At 68.3% G+C, this 17,916-nt stretch carries 13 protein-coding genes; 7 read left to right on the plus strand and 6 right to left on the minus strand.

Annotated elements, in window-relative coordinates; translation table 11 throughout:
- On the minus strand, window positions 1-1,572 hold a 1,572-nt coding region (locus E8A12_RS15065), incomplete at its 3' end, for a heme lyase CcmF/NrfE family subunit (protein WP_293370232.1).
- Between the two features lie 166 nt (window positions 1,573-1,738).
- Between E8A12_RS15065 and E8A12_RS15070 the strand changes: the two genes are divergently transcribed.
- The 3 genes from E8A12_RS15070 to E8A12_RS15080 are packed head-to-tail and all read left to right on the plus strand — an operon-like array spanning window position 1,739 to window position 6,887.
- Window positions 1,739-4,183 (plus strand): cyclic nucleotide-binding domain-containing protein, encoded by a 2,445-nt coding sequence (locus E8A12_RS15070; RefSeq protein ID WP_293370234.1) that lies wholly within the window; start codon window positions 1,739-1,741, stop codon window positions 4,181-4,183.
- 3 nt (window positions 4,184-4,186) lie between these two features.
- Window positions 4,187-5,059 (plus strand): hypothetical protein, encoded by an 873-nt coding sequence (locus E8A12_RS15075; protein ID WP_293370236.1) that lies wholly within the window; start codon window positions 4,187-4,189, stop codon window positions 5,057-5,059.
- Between the two features lies 1 nt (window position 5,060).
- Entirely contained in the window at window positions 5,061-6,887 is a 1,827-nt protein-coding gene (locus E8A12_RS15080; RefSeq protein WP_293370238.1) for an FHA domain-containing protein, read from the plus strand.
- Here E8A12_RS15080 and E8A12_RS15085 read toward each other — a convergent pair.
- The 5 genes from E8A12_RS15085 to gdhA all read right to left on the minus strand — a co-directional run bounded on the left by E8A12_RS15085 (window position 6,884) and on the right by gdhA (window position 12,015).
- Window positions 6,884-8,764, minus strand: a complete 1,881-nt coding sequence (locus E8A12_RS15085; RefSeq protein WP_293370240.1) for an aspartyl protease family protein — start codon at window positions 8,762-8,764, stop codon at window positions 6,884-6,886. The genes E8A12_RS15080 and E8A12_RS15085 overlap by 4 nt on opposite strands.
- Window positions 8,761-9,459, minus strand: coding sequence for a permease prefix domain 1-containing protein (locus E8A12_RS15090; RefSeq protein ID WP_293370242.1), 699 nt, complete (start codon window positions 9,457-9,459; stop codon window positions 8,761-8,763). The genes E8A12_RS15085 and E8A12_RS15090 overlap by 4 nt, the downstream gene beginning before the upstream one ends.
- Complete coding sequence (locus E8A12_RS15095) at window positions 9,443-9,790, minus strand: PadR family transcriptional regulator (protein ID WP_293370244.1); 348 nt, start codon at window positions 9,788-9,790, stop codon at window positions 9,443-9,445. Before E8A12_RS15095 ends, E8A12_RS15090 begins: the two co-directional genes overlap by 17 nt.
- 89 nt (window positions 9,791-9,879) lie before the next feature.
- Window positions 9,880-10,488, minus strand: coding sequence for a hypothetical protein (locus E8A12_RS15100; RefSeq protein ID WP_293370246.1), 609 nt, complete (start codon window positions 10,486-10,488; stop codon window positions 9,880-9,882).
- Window positions 10,489-10,653: 165 nt separating this feature from the next.
- Window positions 10,654-12,015: an NADP-specific glutamate dehydrogenase gene (gene gdhA / locus E8A12_RS15105; protein WP_293370248.1), complete on the minus strand. Its 1,362-nt coding sequence runs from the start codon at window positions 12,013-12,015 to the stop codon at window positions 10,654-10,656.
- Between the two features lie 208 nt (window positions 12,016-12,223).
- On the opposite strand from gdhA, the gene E8A12_RS15110 reads away from it, so the two are divergent.
- The 4 genes from E8A12_RS15110 to E8A12_RS15125 form a co-directional block, all read left to right on the plus strand.
- Entirely contained in the window at window positions 12,224-13,870 is a 1,647-nt protein-coding gene (locus E8A12_RS15110; RefSeq protein WP_293370250.1) for an acetolactate synthase large subunit, read from the plus strand.
- Between the two features lie 22 nt (window positions 13,871-13,892).
- A complete protein-coding gene (locus E8A12_RS15115; RefSeq protein WP_293370252.1) occupies window positions 13,893-15,341 on the plus strand; it encodes an aldehyde dehydrogenase family protein in 1,449 nt (482 codons plus the stop codon).
- Window positions 15,342-15,390: 49 nt separating this feature from the next.
- Complete coding sequence (locus E8A12_RS15120; RefSeq protein WP_293370254.1) at window positions 15,391-16,224, plus strand: phosphodiesterase; 834 nt, start codon at window positions 15,391-15,393, stop codon at window positions 16,222-16,224.
- Window positions 16,225-17,916: CHASE2 domain-containing protein (locus E8A12_RS15125; protein ID WP_293370256.1), on the plus strand; the 1,692-nt coding region annotated here is incomplete at its 3' end. It abuts the gene before it with no gap.

Genomic DNA, 17,916 nt, shown 5'->3' on the forward strand with positions numbered 1-17,916 from the left:
GCCTGGCCGCATGGTCAGCACCTTGTCCGAGTGCCAGGCCGTGACGCCGGTGACGCCCAGCAGCAGCAGGCCGAGCCCCGCGTGGGCCAACGACAGGCCGAGGACCGCCGGCGGCGTGGTGCGGATGGAGCGGCTGAGGTTGGCCCGGCCCGCCCACCAGCGGCGGATCGGGATGGCCGCCGCGCCGGCGACCAGCCAGGCGGCCAGTCCCACGGCCAGGGCGGCGACCACGCCCTTCCAGCCGACCGTGACGAGGCCGAGCAGCATCGCGGCGGCGGCCACCGCGGCCGGAATCCGCACGCGGCGAAACACCGTGACGAGCGCGTCGCGCTTCCAGTTCAGCATCGGGCCGAAGACCACCAGCGCCAGCAACGGGATCGCCAGCGGCGCGAAGGTCCTGGCGTAGTAGGGCGGGCCGACCGAGATCTTGTCGCTGCCGATCAACTCGATGAACACCGGGCTGAAGGTGCCCAGGAACACCACCGTCGCCAGGGTCACCAGGAAGAGGTTGTTGAGGGTGATCCCGCCCTCCCGCGACAGCGGCGCGAACAGGGCGCCGGTCCGCAAGGACGGCGCGCGCCAGGCGTAGAGGCCGAGCGCCGCGCCGGTGGTGACCGCGATGATGCCCAGGATGTAGACGCCGCGCCGCGGATCGACAGCGAAGGCGTGCACGCTGGTCAGAATGCCGGAACGCACCAGGAAGGTCCCCACCAGGCTGAGTGAAAAGGTCAGGATCGCCAGGAGGATCGTCCAGCTGACCAGAGCGCCCCGCCGCTCCAGCACCAGGGCCGAATGCAACAGGGCGGTGCCCAGGAGCCAGGGCATCAGCGAGGCGTTCTCAACCGGGTCCCAGAACCACCAGCCGCCCCAGCCCAGCTCGTAGTAGGCCCACAGGCTGCCCAGCGTGATGCCGCAGGTCAGCGGGACCCAGGCGGCCAGCACCCAGGGCCGCACCCAGCGCGCCCAGGCCGCATCCACGCGCCCCTCCAGGAGCGCCGCCACGGCGAAGGCGAAGGCGACCGAGAAGCCGACATAGCCGAGGTAGAGCAGCGGCGGGTGCGACACGAGGCCAGGGTCCTGCAGCAGCGGATTGAGCTCGGTGCCCTCCAGCGGAACCGGCGACAGGCGCAGGAACGGGTTGGAAGTGAAGATCAAGAAGCCCAGGAACGCGACGCCGATCAGCCCCTGCACGCCCAGCACGCGGGCCTGCAGGGTCTCGCGCAAGGTCCCGCCGAACAGGGATACCGCGGCGCCGTAGACGCCCAGGATAAGCACCCAGAGCAGCATCGAGCCCTCGTGGCTGCCCCAGGTGGCGGCGAATCGGTAGGCAAGGGGCTGCTGGCTGTTGGAATGTTCGGCGACCAGGGCCACGGAGAAGTCGCAGGCCACATAGCTCGCCGCCAGGCAGCCGAACGCCAGGATCACGAAGCCGCCCTGCAGCACCGCGGCCGAGCGGCCCAGAGCCATCAGCACCGGCTCGCCGCGCCAGGCGCCCCAAAGCGGGGCGCCCGACTGCACGAGGGCCAGGACGAACGCCAGAATCAGCGCGAACTGCCCGACTTCCGCCGCCATCGCTTTTTGTGCTCCCCTTCCGGCCTGTGGCGCTTTGGAGCGCATTGTCACGGCACGGGAAATGCTACAGTGCCAAAGGTTCGCGGGGGCGTGAAGCGCTAAGCCATGCGACGTGTGCGCCTATCGGGCGCGAACGGGTCTCGGGTTGGGGGTTCTGAGGTCGGGAATGTCGGAGCTGTTTCGCATAGCGATCGTGGGATCGGGCCCGTCGGGCCTGAGCGCCGCCGCGCATGCCGCAGCCAAGGGCGTGTCCCACGTCCTGCTGGAAAAGACCGACCACCTGTCCGACACCATTTTCCGATACCAGAAGGGCAAGCACGTCATGGCGACGCCGGCCCAGCTGGTGCTGCGCTCTGACTGCGACTTCGCCGCCGGCAAACGCGAGGCGGTGCTGGCCCAGTGGAACGAGGACGCCGCCAACGCCGGCGTCAATGTCCGCTACAACGCCGAGGCCAAGGCGATCACCGGAGCCAAGGGCGACTTCTCCATCGCAACCGCCAAGGGTGAGGTGATCCGCGCCGAGACGGTGGTCCTGGCCATCGGCACTCAGGGCAATCCCAATCTGATGCGCTGCGACGGCGCCGCCCTGCCCCACGTCCAGTACCAGTTGGACGACCCGGCCGAATATATCGACGAGCACATCTTCGTCTTCGGCGGCGGCGACGCGGGCATCGAGAACGCCCTGGGCCTCGCCGCCGACCAGGCGCAGGGCAACGTCGTCACCCTGGTCAACCGATCCGCCGACTTCGCCCGGGCCAAGGACGCCAACGTCAAGGCGCTCACCTCCGCCCGCGACGCCGGGCGGATCACCATCCTGTCCGAGACCACGCCCGGCGCGATCGAAAAGGGTTGGGTGACGGTGGAGACCCCGCAGGGCACGGCGCGTCACAAGTGCGACCGGATCATTGCCCGCATGGGCTCGGCCCCGCCGCGCAAGTTCATCGAAGCCGCCGGCGTCGCCTTCACCAGCGAGGCGGTCAGCGCCTTCCCCGCCCTCTCGCCCACCTTCGAGAGCACCACGCCCGGCATCTATGTGATCGGCGCGCTGGCCGGCTATCCGCTGATCAAGCACTGCATGAACCAGGGCCACGACGTGGTCGAGTACATCAGCGGCTCCACCGACCTGAAGCCCGCCGACGAACCGATCCTGGAAGCCAAGCTGGCGGGCCTGCCGGGCAAGCTCTCGGTGTCCGAGTGGCTGGAATTCCTCCGCGGCCGGGTGGAGATCCTCCACGGCCTGTCGCCCCTGCAAATGCGCGAGTTCCTGCTGGACTCCGACGTGCGCGCGTTCCGCGCCGGGGAGGTGATCTTCGAGCGCAACGGCGTCGGGTCCTCGCTGTTCGGCATCGCCCAGGGCTCGGTGCTGGTGGAGGTGGACCCGAAGAACCCCTCGATCACCGTGCCCATCCCGGCCGGCTCGATCTTCGGCGAGGTGGGCCTGATCTCCGGCCGCCGCCGCGGGGCGACCATCCGTGCCGGCGAGAACACCATCGTCGTGGAAATTCCCCGCACCGCGGCCCTGAAGCTGATGGCCCAGGTGGCCGAGGCCCGCGAAACGGTCAACCGGATCACCACCGAGCGGCAGATCCTGCAGATTTTCAAATCCGGCCTGACGCCTGCCGACCTGGCCGAGGTGCTGCCGGAAGCCCAGACCCTGGAGATCAAGGCCGGCCAGGCGATCATGACCGAGGGCGACGAGGGTGACGACCTGTTCATCATCCGCTCGGGCTCAATGATCGTGGAGAAGATGGTGGGCGGAAAGAACGTCTTCCTGTCCTACGTTCCGGCCGGCTCCTATTCCGGCGAGATGGCGTTGCTCGACGGCGGGCGGCGCACGGCCACGGTGAAGGCCGCCATCCGCTCGCAGGTGGTGCGTCTGCCGGCCGATCCCTTCCGCCGCCTGCTGGCCAAGAAGCCGGAGCTCCTGAAGCGAATGCGCGACGAGGTGGCCGCGCGGCGCAAGGTCAACGCCTTCGTGGAGGACCAGAAGGACAGCTTCGGCGGCGTGGTGGACATGTATTCCTCTGTCGCCAGCTTCCTGATCGACCAGGGCATCGGCGAGGCCACCGACGTGCTACTGATCGACGAGACGCTCTGCGTCGGCTGCGACAACTGCGAGAAGGCCTGCGCCGACAGCCACGAAGGCCTGTCGCGGCTGAACCGCGAGGCGGGCAAGACCTACGCCAAGATCCACGTGCCGACCTCCTGCCGGCACTGCGAACACCCCTATTGCATGACCGATTGCCCGCCCAACGCCATCCAGCGGGGTCCGGACGGCGAGGTGTTCATCTCCGACGCCTGCATCGGCTGCGGCAACTGCCAGCGCAACTGCCCCTATGACGTGATCCAGATGGACAAGCCGCCGCCGGAGAAACCGAGCCTGCTGGCCTGGATGCTGTTCGGCATGGGCCCGGGGCCCGGCGAACCGGATAAGGCCTGGCGCGAGAAGCAGCCGAAGGGGGCGGTGGAAAGGGGCAAGGTCGCCATCAAGTGCGACATGTGCATCGGCAAGGCCGGGGGACCGGCCTGCGTGCGGGCCTGCCCGACCGGGGCCGCGATCCGGGTGTCGCCGGAGGAGTTCCTGTCCGTCGCCCTGCTGGACAGAGGCTAGACCTTGGCGGTCGCGCGGGGGCAGACACAGAGGCGTAAGTCCTCGACGCACGAGAGCTTCCTGCGTCACGGCGGGTTCTTGTTCGCCAAGCTCTCGGTAGCGCTCTGCGTGGCGTGCATCGCGGCCTATTTCCTACAGGACGCCCATCCACGGCCAAGCGGGGGCACGGCGGTCGGCTATGTGCTGGGGATCCTCGGCGCGGTCCTCATCGTCTGGCTGGCGCTGCTGGGCGTGCGCAAGCGCGCGGTCAGCGACGGCCACTATTCGCTGAAGGCCTGGGTCTCGGCCCACGTCTACCTGGGCCTGTCGCTGATCGTCATCGCGACCCTGCACACCGGCTTCCAGTTCGGCTGGAACGTCCATACGCTGGCCTATGGCCTGATGCTCCTGGTGATCGCCTCAGGGGCGCTTGGCGTCTGGGCCTACGCCACCCTGCCGAAGACGCTGAGCGACAACCGCGGCGAGACCACCCGCAAGCAGATGCTGGCCCAGATCCACGCGCTGGACGAACAGATCCATGAGGCGGCCCAGCCGTTGCAGCGCGCCGAGGCCGACATCGTGCGCCTGTCGCTGGAGGAGACCGACATCGGCGGCGGCTTCTGGCGCCGGCTTTTGGGTAACTACGGCGACTGCGCCAACGCCCACGCGCTCGCCAGCCTCGGCCCGGCGCTGAGGGTCGCGACCGGGAAGGAAGCCGAGGCCTTGCGCAAGGCGTCCGACCTGATGCAACGCAAGGCCGACGCGCTGTCGCTGGCCCGGCGTCAGATGCATATCACCGCGCTTCTGGAAGCCTGGCTCTTCGTGCACGTTCCGGCCACCTTCGCCCTGCTGGCGGCGCTGAGCGTGCACATCGTCAGCGTCTTCCTCTACTGGTGACATGACCCAGGCGATCACCCTCCGCATGATCACCCGCCAGGCCGGCGGCGGCGAGATCGTCCGCACCAAGCGGCTGGAGTGGGACGACGCCTCGATCGGCCGCGCGCCGGAGAGCGACATCTTTCTGCCGGACCTGTCGGTCGACATGGAGCACGCGCTCCTCAAGCTTACCGGCCAGAGCCGGGTCACCATCGAGTCGGTCAGCGGCCGGCCGTTCCTGGTGGACGGCAAGCCCTCGACCCACGTCGAGCTGGAGGCCCTGCGCGGGCACACGGTCACCTTCGGCGACTACGACCTCCTGGTCGGCCAGGGCGGCGAGGACGACATCGCCATCACCGTCATGCGCCGCGAGGAGCAGCACCACGCCTCGGTCAGCCTGTTCTCGCTGAAGGCCAGCGTGTTCGGCCGGCGCAAGATGGCCTGGACGCTGGGTCTGGCGATCCTGGCGCTGTGCCTGGTCCTGCCATTGGCGGGCCGTGCGTGGCTGCAGCACACCCACATCCATCCCGACCAGCAGTGGTCGACCGGCCCGCTCTCCAAGGCCCACGCCTTCCTCGACAAGGATTGCCAGGCCTGTCACGCCAAAGCCTTCGTGGCGGTGCGCGACGAGACCTGCCTCAGCTGCCACCGGGCCAGCTCCGACCCGGCGGACGTGGCGCGCATCGACGCCAAGGTGACCGCCAAGGGCAGCCCCTTCCTGCCGCTGCTGGTCTCCGATCACGCCGACCACGCCAAGCTCGCCCAAGCCATGCCACTGCCGCCGACGATCCGCGGCCAGATCGCCGGCGTCTTCCAGGCCGCGCTCAACCATCCCACCGACCGCTGCGCGAGTTGCCACCGCGAACACACCACCGCGCCGCCCGACCCCAACGTGCCCAAGACCGCCGACGTGGTCCGCGCCGGCAAGCCGGCCCTGATCGTGGTCACCGATTGCACCGGCTGCCACAGCCGTCTGAAGATGCGTCTGCCCTCCACCGGTCTGATCGATACGCCGGACTGGGACCGCCACCCGGACTTCCGCCCGCTGGTCACCGTCGGCTTCGACGGCCCGCAGCCTAGGCTGGAGCGTCTGGCGCTCGCCAGCCATCCGCTGGAGGCCAACGGTCTGACCTTCTCGCACCGCATCCACATGAACCCGGTCGGCGGCGTGGCGCGCCAGGGCCAGGCGCTGGGCGCCGGACGCGGCTATGGCGCGGCGCTGACCTGCCAGTCCTGCCACCGGCCGGACGGCGGCGGGTTCAAGCCCATTGAGATGGAGCGCGACTGCGGCGCCTGCCATTCCCTCGCCTTCGCCCAGGTCGGCGGCAACCTGCAGACCCTGCGCCACCACGACATGCGCAACATCGTGGGCGTCCTGCGCGGCTCCCTGCCCCCGCCCATTCCGCCGAGCGTCGACGCCGGCGTGCTGCGCCGCGCCATGGCGCCGGGCGGCCTCTGCGTCGACTGCCATACGGTGCGCCCGTCGGCCGGGCCGCTCGGCGGCGAGATCTCGCCGGTGCATCTTGCCGACCGGATGCTGCCGTGGGGCGACTTCAACCACGGGGTCGCCGCCCACGCCGGCGTCGGCAAGGGCGCGGCGGCCTGCGCCGACTGCCACAAGGCCGACACCTCCGACCGCTCCCAGGACCTGCTGATCGAAGGCGTCGCCACCTGCAAGGCCTGCCACGGCAAGACCGAGCACGACACCGCCGCCTTCGCCGGCGCCCAGTGCTCGGAGTGCCACAGCTTCCACCAGCCCGGCCAGGCGCCGGCCACCGGCCAGGACCGCCTGTTCACCGCGCTCGGCCTGCCGCCGGGCGTGAAGCCGCGGGGATTGCCGACGTTCTAGCCGGGCGTGATCTCGGCTGGCGTGGCAAGCTCGCGCACGGATCGCCCATCTCCGCGGCGCACCCCAAACCTTAGATGCTCGCCCGGCTGCTTCAGCCGGTCTCGCAGGTCGCTGAGGATCAGCGTCGATGCCCGTGCGCCGTCCACGGTCTCGACGATGTCGCCCACGCTGAAGCCGGCCACGGCGCCGGCAGAGCCCGGCGTCACTGCCACGACTTCGAAATCGTCGCCGGCCTGGTTCAGCCAGAGCCCCGAAAGGTCCCGCTCGTCTGGCGTCTGCGCATCCCGATAGGGTTTGAACCAGACCTTCTGGCGGCTGTAGTCGAAGGTGACGTCGAAGCGTTTCAGGACCTCGCCGCCGATGTTGCCGTCCACCGGCGGACCGCCCTGCAGCATGACCACGACCGGTTGGGGCAGCCGGACGCCGGCCAAGGTCAGCTCCCGGCCTCGCCCGATGCCGGCGACCACCGGGCCGCCCATGCCCCAGCCGGCCAGCGCCTGTTCGGTATGAATGTCGCGGTCGAGACCGTGGCTTTGGGCGTATCGCGGCAGGAGCAGGACCGAGGCGCGGCTGCCGGTGTCGAGGATGAATTTCCCTGGGTAGCCGTTCACGGCGGCGTCGACCTGAACGAGCTCGGCGACGAATTCAAAGTCCAGCGCCTTCGCCCCAGGTGGCGGGCGGAACGCCTGCGGCTGGATCAGGGTGAGGACGCGCCGCCGATAGTCGATGCGGGTGACCAGGCGCTTGGAGAGTTCGTAACCGAGGACGCCGATCGACTGCGGAACGCCTTCAACGCGCTGCTGCTCGCTGCGGTCGACGGCGGTGAAGGGCAGGTCACGGAATTCGGCGTCGCCCACAGCCAGCCGCGCGATCTTCAGGCTGCCGCCCGCCAGGATCTTCTCCCCGGCGCCGCTGACCGCAGAGCTGCCCTGCGGCCTCAAGCCCAGATCGGCAGCCGCGGCCGCATCGATGAGCCCCGTCGCCCCGGTGTCGAACATCATCAACCGGGTCGGCGCGCCGTTCACTGAGACCGGCAGGTAGATGTGATTGTTGTAGAGCTTGAACGGGATCTCGACCGCCCTGGCCCGCCCGGACAGGCGGTAGTCGATCGGCGGCGGCGCTGGCGGCGCGAAGGCGGCGGCGGGGATCGGACCGTTCAGGACGAAACGCCGGGCGCTCACCATGTGGACGAAGCGGGGATCGCCGGCGCTCACCGCGACCCGATGCGGCAGCATCACTCCGCCTTCCGGATGATAGTCCGAATAGCGTTCCGTCTCGACGTAGAAGCCGCGGTCTTCCACCAGCTTGGCCAGCAGATGATCCGCTTGGCCGATCCACAGGTCGAAGGCCACGCCGCCGACGGGCCTGATGCGCACGACGTCATAGGTGCGTCCTTCTTCGACCGCCGACGGCAACAGAATGCGCTCCTCCGACGCCGCCGGCGCCCGCCAGTATCCGCGGCCCGCGCGGTAGGCCTCGCTTCGGGCGACGGCCAGGGTGCTTCCGGCTTCGATCCGCACCTGGCCGGACGCGTCCGTGCTCCACGCGCGATGCCCGTCGTAGCCGGCGCCCTCGCCCTGTGACACCAGTTGGTTGCGGCTCGCGAACCGCCCGCGCGCCAGGTCCTCAGTCGAGGCATAGGTCCCGACCGCCTTGCCGTCGGCGATCTCACCGCGCTCGCGAATTGTGCGGACGCGGGCCCAACGCTCGCCGCCGCTGGCCGTCCGCCAGGCCTGCAGAACGGCATCCGCATCTCCCGGGGTGGGATCCGTGGCGGCTGCCCCAGCGTCCAGGCCGAGGGCCGCCAACAGCAGGCTGACGGCGGCGATCGCTCCAAAGCGGGTTTGGGAGGTCCGGGCGAAGGGCCGCGCCGTCATGCCTCGCGTCCGGAGCCATGGGCCCCGCGCCAAACACTGACGAGCCCGTAGGGCGCCGTTGTCGCCGCAAGATCGAGTGCGAACCGCCCCCAATAGCCCGCAAGCCCGGTGCTCAGGCTGAGCTCACCCGGCGCCCCCGCGAACGGCACGGTCACGCTCACCTGCACGGCGGCGCCCACAGCGGCCAGGACGACCAGCCCCAGCATCGGCCAGCCGGCGGGGGCTCGCTGCCGGACCGCCGTCCCCGCGAGGATCCAGCCCATCAGCACCGGCAGGCTCGTGTTGCTGAGACGCGCCGCCCCGCTTGCGACCCGCCCCGTCCACCGCGCGAGATCCGAAGGCGCCCACCCTGCATGCCTGGCCGCGACGCAAAGAGCCGCCAAGGCGGCGATCCAGAGCGCGATGACAAGGCCGAGCATGACCAGGGGCGCCACGACAAACGCCGCGACCGGCGCGCGCGCGCTCCAGGCCTGCAGCTCCCGGCGCGCGATCATCGCCTCGGCGAGAGCGTCGACATCGCCCAGCCTCTGCATCGCCCGCGCCAGGGCCTCTTTCGGCGGCCGTCCGGCCTCCCGCTCTTCGGCGAGCAGGTCTTCCACGTGGTCGCGCAGTTCGGCGATGTAGCGCGCGGCGTGGGTGCGGCCGATCCCGCCGCCCAGCACCCGCTCGCGGAGCTGTTCAAACTCCCGGGACATAGCCTTCTCCCTTGATGACCTGATGCAGGGCCTGGGTCAGCCGCGACCAGAGGCCGGTCAGTTCGTCCAGGCGCGAGACGCCGCGCGGCGAGAGCGCGTAATAGATGCGGCTGCGGCCATTGACGGCAGTGCGGCGCGAGGTCAGGGCGCCGCCGCGTTCCAGCGCGTGCAGTAGGGGGTAAATGACGCCCTCGGCGAGGTTGACGACCTCGCCGGTCTCCTCGCGGATCGCCTGCACGATCTCGTAGCCGTACATCTCCCGGCTCCGCAGCAGGCGAAGCACCAGCAGCTCGGGCACGCCGTTCATGAAGGCCGGGTTCGTCGATGCCATGAGCTGCGCCATATACCTATTGCCTATAGGTATGATGCCTGAGCGCGATAGGTATGGCAAGTCGAATGGCCGAGGCCCGCGCCGCGCGGCTAGAAAGACAGCGCGCAACCGACTGAGGCAGTCCATTCCGGCCGCACGATGCCGAGCGCGCCGATCTCATCCTCCTGCACGTGGGGGACGCATCCATTCTTTGGCGTTCGCGCGAGGAGCGGCTCGTGCATCTTGCTCGCCGCGAAGGCCCCGCGCTTGTCGAGGTTGAGTTGGGAGTACCGCCGGTCGCGATCCCCTTGCCGGGCCGCAGCCAGCTTCTCGTCACAGGCTTCCCGTTCCGAGGCGGACATGCGCAGCAACGCCTGATGGCTGCAGCCCAGGACGCCCTGAAGCAGGGTCCGCACCGCCGCCGCGTCTTCGTCCGATGGTATCGTCCGCAGACCGGAGTCGGCGCGGGCGCCAGGCTGGACGTCGCGTGGCGCGTCAGGCCGCAAAGGCGCCTGCGAAGAGGGTCGTGCGTCGCCGGGGCTTGCCGTCGGCGCCCCCGCCTGAAGCGCCGCGCTACGGGAACGCTCGGCAAGCCTGGCGCGGGGCTGGGCTGGCCAACTGCGCACCAGCTCCACGTTCATCGTCGGCGGGTCCGGATAGAACCGAGATGGCCCCACATCCCGCAGCCAGAAAAATATCGCGGCCACGTGGGCGATCACCGAGACGACCGCCGCGACGTTCCGGATCTTGGAGGCGCCGCACTTGCGTCTCTTTGTCAGCACCACCGCCCGTCCCGGGATGATCACGGGTCATCGACCCAAGCCAGGACATCGGCCTTCGGGTGGCGAAAAGATGGCTTGAGATCGTCTGGCCGATGCGCCCCGCTACACCACCCCGTAGGCCAGCATGGCGTCGGCGACCTTCTTGAAGCCGGCGATGTTGGCGCCACGGACGTAGTCGATGACCTTGGAGTCCTTGCGTCCGCCGTATTCGACGCAGCGCTCGTGGATGCCGGCCATGATGTCCAGCAAGTGCTGTTGCAGTTCGGCCTCCTTCCAGGAAATGCGTGCCGAGTTCTGGCTCATCTCCAAGCCCGAGACGGCGACCCCGCCGGCGTTGGCCGCCTTGCCCGGCGCATAGAGGATCTGCGCCTGCTTGAAGACGTGCACGCCATCGAGATCGGTGGGCATGTTGGCGCCTTCCGAGACCGCGATGCAGCCGTTGGAGACCAGGATCTTGGCCTCCGCGCCATTGAGCTCGTTCTGGGTGGCGCAGGGCAGCGCTAGGTCGCAGGCGACGCCCCAGGGCCTGGCGCCGTCCCCGTGGAAGGACGACCCCTTGAACTCTTTGACGTACTCGGAGATGCGGCCGCGGCGCCTGCCCTTGAGCTCCTTGATCCAGTCGATCTTCGTCTGGTCGATGCCGGCCGGGTCGTGGATGAATCCCTCTGAGTCCGACAGCGTCAGGACCTTGCCGCCCAGCTGGGTGGCTTTCTCCGCGGCGTGGGTGGCGACGTTGCCGGACCCGGAGATAACCACCGTCTTGCCGGCCACCTCGTCGCCGACGTTCTTCAGCATGTTCTGCAGGAAATAGACCGCGCCATAGCCGGTGGCCTCGGTGCGGATCAGGCTGCCGCCGTACTCCAGTCCCTTGCCGGTCAGGACGCCGGTGAACTCGTTGGTGATGCGCTTGTACTGGCCGAACATGTAGCCGATCTCGCGGCCGCCGACGCCGATGTCGCCGGCCGGCACGTCCACGTCGGCCCCGATGTGCCGGTAGAGCTCGGTCATGAACGACTGGCAGAAGCGCATGACCTCGTGGTCGGACTTGCCCTTGGGGTTGAAGTTCGATCCGCCCTTGCCACCGCCCATGGGCAGGCCAGTCAACGCGTTCTTGAAGGTCTGCTCGAAGGCCAGGAACTTCAGTACGCTCTCGGTCACCGAGGGGTGGAAGCGGATGCCGCCCTTGTAGGGGCCGATGGCGTTGTTGTTCTGCACGCGCCAGCCGCGCTGGACGCGGATGTTGCCGCGATCGTCCTCCCAGCAGACCCGGAAGCTCATCACCCGGTCCGGCTCGGCGATCCGCCGCAGGATCTGGTACTCGTGGTACGCCTCCTTGTCGGCGATGAACTCGAAGATGTCCTCGGCGACTTCCTGCACAGCCTGGACGAATTCCGGCTGGCCCGGGTTGCGCTTGCTGACGCCCGCGATGAAGCGTTCGAGATCGACGTGGTCGGCCGTGGCCATGGCTTTTAGCCCCTGATGGTGTTTCCCCTGGCCGCCGCGCCGAAGGCCCTCCGACACGCTCTCGCCAGTCCCCTGCGCCTACATAACAACGGAATTCGTCGGTGTTTAAGCGATTAAGGCGAAGCTCGGCGGCGGCCCCGCCCATGCCCTCTTCACAAAGCTGCGCAAATGGACCCAACTCAGCCCTCCGGCTGGGGAGCCCGCGCGAATGACCAAGGCCTCGGATCTGTTTATCGCCTGCCTGGAAGAGGAAGGCGTGGAGTACATCTTCGGCGTCCCCGGCGAGGAGAACCTCGACTTCCTGGACAGCCTGTCGCGCTCGACCAAGATCAAGCTGATCCTCACCCGCCACGAGCAGGGCGCCGGCTTCATGGCCGCGACCTATGGCCGCCACACCGGCAAGGCGGGCGTCTGCGTCGCCACCCTGGGCCCCGGCGCCACCAACTTCGTCACCGCCGCGGCCTATGCCCAGCTGGGCGGCATGCCGATGATGATGGTCACCGGCCAGAAGCCCATCAAGAGCTCCAAGCAGGGGCGGTTCCAGATCCTCGACGTGGTCGCCATGATGGGGCCGCTCACCAAATACACCCACCAGCTGGCCTCGGCCGACAACATTCCCTCGCGCATCCGCGAGGCCTTCCGGCTGGGCCAGGAGGAAAAGCCCGGCGCCGTGCACCTGGAGTTCCCAGAGGACATCGCCCACGAGCAGACCGATTCCACGCCGATCCCCCGCAGCAATGCGCGCCGCCCGATCGCCGACGAGAAATCCGTCCGCGCTGCGACCGAGCGGATCGAGAAGGCCAGGTCGCCGATCCTGGTGATCGGCGCCGGGGCCAACCGCACCATGACCAGCCGGATGCTGGCCCAGTTCATCGAGAAGACCGGCATCCCGTTCGTCTCGACGCAACTCGGCAAGGGCGTTGTAGATGAACTGAGCCCAAAGTTCGTGGGCTGCGCGGCGCTCTCGGCCGGCGACTTTGTCCATAGGGCGATCGGCGCAGCCGACCTGATCATCAACGTCGGCCACGACGTGATCGAGAAGCCGCCGTTCTTCATGCAGCGGGGCGGCGCGGAAGTGATCCACATCAACTTCCGCTCGGCCGAGGTCGATCCGGTCTATTTCCCGCAGTACGAGGTGATCGGCGACATCGGCAATTCCATCTGGCAGATCAAGGAAGACATCCTGCCCCAGGCGGGCTGGGACTTCTCCACCATGATGAAGGCCCGCGCCGCCGAGGTGGCGCACACCGCCCAGCAGATCGGCGACATGCGCTTTCCGATCTATCCCCAGCACCTCGTCGACCAGATCCGCAAGGCGATGCCCGCCAACGGGATCATCTGCCTGGACAACGGGGTCTATAAGATCTGGTTCGCCCGGAACTATCCGGCGCGGATGACCAACACCGTGCTGCTCGACAATGCGCTCGCCACCATGGGCGCCGGACTGCCGAGCGCCATGGCCTCGTCGATGGTCTATCCGGACCGCAAGGTGATGGCGATCTGCGGCGACGGCGGCTTCATGATGAACAGCCAGGAGATGGAGACCGCGGTCCGCCTGAAGCTGAACATCACCGTCCTGATCCTCAACGACAACTCCTACGGCATGATCCGCTGGAAGCAGGCCAACATGGGCTTCAAGGACTGGGGCCTGACCTACGGCAACCCCGACTTCGTCAAATATGCCGAAAGCTACGGCGCCAACGGCTATCGCGTGGGATCGGCCGCCGAGCTTCCTGCGTTGCTGGAGAAATGCCTCAACACGCCGGGTGTGAACCTGATCGAGGTTCCGGTGGACTATTCCGACAACGATCCGATCCTCAACAAGCAGATCAAGGAGCTGAGCGCGGCGGTCTGACCGACCCTCGCCGATCCTCGCCATGGCCGTCCCTGCCCTGAAAGCCGCCTATCCTCTCTACCTCGCCAACGAGGCCAAGAGCCCGAACCAGGACCTTGTGGTCACCGACAAGTTCACCGGCGAGGTCGCGACGCGGGTCGCGCAGGCGGATGCGGCCACCATCAGCGCCGGCATAGCCGCCTGTGTCGAGGCGACCGAGCCGATGGCCAGGATGGCCGCCTATGAGCGCCAGGCTGTGCTGGCCCACTGCGTCACCCGCTTCACCGAGCGGTTCGACGAGCTGGCCATGGCGCTCTGCATCGAAGCCGGCAAGCCGATCCGCGACGCCAGGGGCGAGGTCGGCCGCCTGATCGACACCTTCCGCATCGCCGCCGAGGAGAGCGTACGGATCGTTGGCGAGGTCCAGCCACTGGACATCTCGCCCCGCGCCAAGGGCTACCAAGGCATGTGGAAGCGGGTGCCGATCGGGCCCTGCTCCTTCGTTTCGCCCTTCAACTTCCCGCTGAACCTCGCGGCCCATAAGATCGCGCCCGCCCTGGCGGTCGGCTGCCCCTTCGTGATGAAGCCGGCCAGCCGCACGCCGCTGGGCGCCTTGATCATCGGCGAGGTGCTGGCCGAAACCGACCTGCCCAAGGGCGCCTTCTCGATCCTGCCGGCCCACCGCGAGGGGGCGGACCTGTTCACCACCGACGATCGGCTGAAGCTGCTCTCCTTCACCGGCTCGCCGGACGTGGGCTGGGACCTGAAAGCCCGGGCCGGGAAGAAGAAGGTGGTGCTTGAGCTGGGCGGCAACGCCGCGGTGATCGTCGACGAGACCATCTCCGGCGCCGACCTCGACGATGCGGTGGAGCGGATCATCTTCGGCGCCTTCTACCAGTCCGGCCAATCGTGCATCGGCGTCCAGCGGATCATCATCCACGCCAGAATCTACGAGGAATTGCGCGACCGGCTGGTGGCCAAGACCAGGGCCCTGATCGCCGGCGATCCCAAGGACGAGAAGACCTTCATCGGCCCGATGATCGACGTGAAGGAGGCCACGCGCCTCGACGACTGGATCCAGGCCGCGGCGGCCTCAGGCGCCACGATCCTCTGCGGCGGCAAGCGGGTGGGCGCCATGCTGGAAGCGACCCTCGTCGAGGGTGTCGGGCGCGACGCCAAGCTCTACGCGGAGGAGGCTTTCGGCCCCGTCGCGATCCTCTCGAAATTCGATGATTTCAACGCAGCGCTGGACGAGGTCAACGACTCGAAGTTCGGTCTGCAGGCTGGACTGTTCACACGTGATCTCTTCCGGATGCTGACGGCTTGGGACAAGCTGGACGTCGGCGGGGTGGTTATCGGGGATGTGCCCAGCTACCGGGTCGACAACATGCCGTACGGCGGCGTGAAGGATTCGGGCTTGGGGCGTGAAGGCGTGAAGTTCGCCATGGAAGATATGACCGAAATTCGAAATCTGGTCATCCGTCGGCGCTGAGGCTGCGTACTACGTAGATGGTAAATTGCGTTAGGCTGGGGAGACGCCTGTGTTGACCATCGCGCAGATCACGGACCTGCACGTCACGACGGGCGACGATCCGCTGAATCAGATGCGTAACGAACAGCGCCTGCGTCAGGTGCTGCGTTCCATCCGTGAGCTAAAGCCGCGCCCCGTGGCGATCATCGCCTCCGGCGACCTGGTCGATCACGGCTTTCCGGAAGAGTACGCCGCGCTGAAGACGATCCTCGGGGAGATCGATATTCCGATCTACTACGCGGTCGGCAACCACGACCGGCGTGGGCCCTTCCTCGCAGCCTTCGGCGGCCCCTTCGCGCCCAGCGACCCCAATGGCTTCATTCAGTACGCAGTCGATTTCGGCGGCCTGCGCATGGTGGTCTGCGACACGCTGGAGGAAGGCCGCGACCGCTCGGGCTTCGACGCCCAGCGCGCCGACTGGCTGGACGAGACCCTGGCGGCGGACACCGAGACGCCGACCATCGTGGTCATGCACCATCCGCCGATCCTGTCCGGCGTGAGGTGGATGGACCCCGAGCCGGACGCGCCCTGGATCGGCCAGCTGGCCGACGTCATCGGGCGTCATGACCAGATCCGCGCCGTGCTGTGCGGCCACGTGCACCGCGCCTTCCATGGCCTCCTGGCCGGCCGTGTGGTGGCGACCTCCCCGGCGACGTCGATCCAGGTGACGCTCAACCTGTCGCCCGTCGACATGGAGCGGCCGGACGGACGCGAGATCCTGGTGGCCGAACCGCCGGGCTATGTGCTGGTCGTGGCCGATGAGGGCCGGGTGACCACCCACACCTGCGTCGCTGGCGAGTTCGAGCCGGCGGTCGCCTACACCCGCCCCTTTGGCTTCGACTAGATGCCGGGCCGGAGCAGCGGTTACCTCACCAAAATCCTCGCCCGGCTGTCCGAGCTTCGCAAGGCGCGTGGCGCGTGGTCGAGCGTTGCCGTTGTGGTGGGCGTCGCGCTCGCCGCGGCCGTGGTCGCCCTGGCGCTCAACGGGCTCACGCCGTTCCGCTTCGTTGAGAACCTGACCTACGACCTGCGCGTGGCTCTGATGGCGCCGGCAGCCCAGGATGAGTTCGTGGTCATCAAGATGGACGACGCCGCGAACAACGCGATGCGCGACGCCTCGCCCTGCCATTGCCTGTCGCCGATCAACAAGGCCTGGCTGGCGGACCTGATCGCCTCCCTCGACTCCAAGGGCGTCCGGGCCATCGGGGTCGATTACCTGCTCGACACCTGGGTGCCCGGGGGTCAGGAGTTCCAGGACTTCTCCAAGCGCATCGCCAATGTGAAGGCGCCGATCGTCGCGGTCGTGGACCCGTCCTACAAGCCAGGCGTCGATTTCCCGGTGAGCCCAAAGCTGCGCTATTCCGACGCTCGCGCCCTGGTGCGGACGGACTATGACGACGTAATCCGCCGCTACGATCCGCTGCCCGGCAAGACCCGCGCCCTGGCCGCCGAAGTGGCCGCCGCGGTCGGCGCCACGCCGCCCACCCAGTCCTTCGCCATCCGCTACCGCAAACCCTATCCGGGCGCCTCGGGGGAAAACCGCGGCGCCGTCGCGCCCTCCTATTCAGCCGCCTTCGTCCCCTTCCTGCCGGCGGCCCTCTTCAAGGGCAAGATCGCCTTTATCGGCGCCGTGACCCGCTCCGCCCACGCCGATTCCGACACCCTCAAGGAAGACATGGACGCCACGCCCTTGCGCTTCCTGCCCGGCAACGACGACGGCATGCCGGGCGTCGAGATCCACGTCCACGCGCTCAGCCAGATGCTGGCCGGCGACCGCATCCGCATGGCGAGCCCGCTGATCATTGGCCTGATCGTCTTCGTGGCTGGCCTGGCCGGCGCGGCGCTGGGCCAGGGGGCCGTGCGCTGGTGGATGGCTATCGGCATGGTGCTGGGCGGCCTGGCGCTGTCCTTCGGCGTGGCCTTCGCGGCCTTTGCCTGGTTCGACTTCGTGGCTCCGATGACCGCACCGGGCGTAAGCTTCGCCTTCGCCTTCTTCGTGATGAGCCGCCTGGCCGCCGCCGAGCTTTCGAGCCAACGGGCGTTCTATTCCTCGACGCTCGAGCGCTATCTCGCGCCGCAGGTCATCGACAACATCGTCGAGGGCAAGGAGGCGGTGAAGATCGGCGCCGATCGCCGCGAGATCACCGTGATGATCTCCGACCTGGAGAACTTCTCGAACCTGGTTGCGACGCTCCCGCTGGAGACCTTCCAGGTGGTGATCAATGGCTATCTGGACGGGATCCTGGAGATCCTGTGGGCCCATGGGGCGATGATCGACAAGATGACCGGCGACGGGGTCATCGTCTTCTTCGGCGCCCCGGTGCCCTACGCAGACCACGCCGACCGCGCCCTGGTCTGCGCCCGCGAGATCGACGTCTTCGCCGAAGGCTATCGAACCAAGATGCTGGCCGAGCACGGGGTGTTCGGCCACACCCGCATGGGCCTGGATTCCGGCATTGGCCTGGTCGGCAACTTCGGTGGCGAGCGGCGGTTCAACTACACGGCCTATGGCGAGGTCGTGGTGATCGCCGCGCGC

Origin of the sequence: Phenylobacterium sp., from assembly GCF_004799395.1 — a bacterium.
Taxonomy (GTDB): domain Bacteria; phylum Pseudomonadota; class Alphaproteobacteria; order Caulobacterales; family Caulobacteraceae; genus Phenylobacterium.

Coding starts and splice junctions, on each gene's coding strand:
- E8A12_RS15070 (WP_293370234.1), top strand. CDS start 1,739: ATGTCGGAGCTGTTTCGCATAGCGATCGTGGGATCGGGCCCGTCGGGC.
- E8A12_RS15080 (WP_293370238.1), top strand. CDS start 5,061: ATGACCCAGGCGATCACCCTCCGCATGATCACCCGCCAGGCCGGCGGC.
- E8A12_RS15085 (WP_293370240.1), bottom strand. CDS start 8,764: ATGACGGCGCGGCCCTTCGCCCGGACCTCCCAAACCCGCTTTGGAGCG.
- E8A12_RS15090 (WP_293370242.1), bottom strand. CDS start 9,459: ATGTCCCGGGAGTTTGAACAGCTCCGCGAGCGGGTGCTGGGCGGCGGG.
- E8A12_RS15095 (WP_293370244.1), bottom strand. CDS start 9,790: ATGGCATCGACGAACCCGGCCTTCATGAACGGCGTGCCCGAGCTGCTG.
- gdhA (WP_293370248.1), bottom strand. CDS start 12,015: ATGGCCACGGCCGACCACGTCGATCTCGAACGCTTCATCGCGGGCGTC.
- E8A12_RS15110 (WP_293370250.1), top strand. CDS start 12,224: ATGACCAAGGCCTCGGATCTGTTTATCGCCTGCCTGGAAGAGGAAGGC.
- E8A12_RS15115 (WP_293370252.1), top strand. CDS start 13,893: ATGGCCGTCCCTGCCCTGAAAGCCGCCTATCCTCTCTACCTCGCCAAC.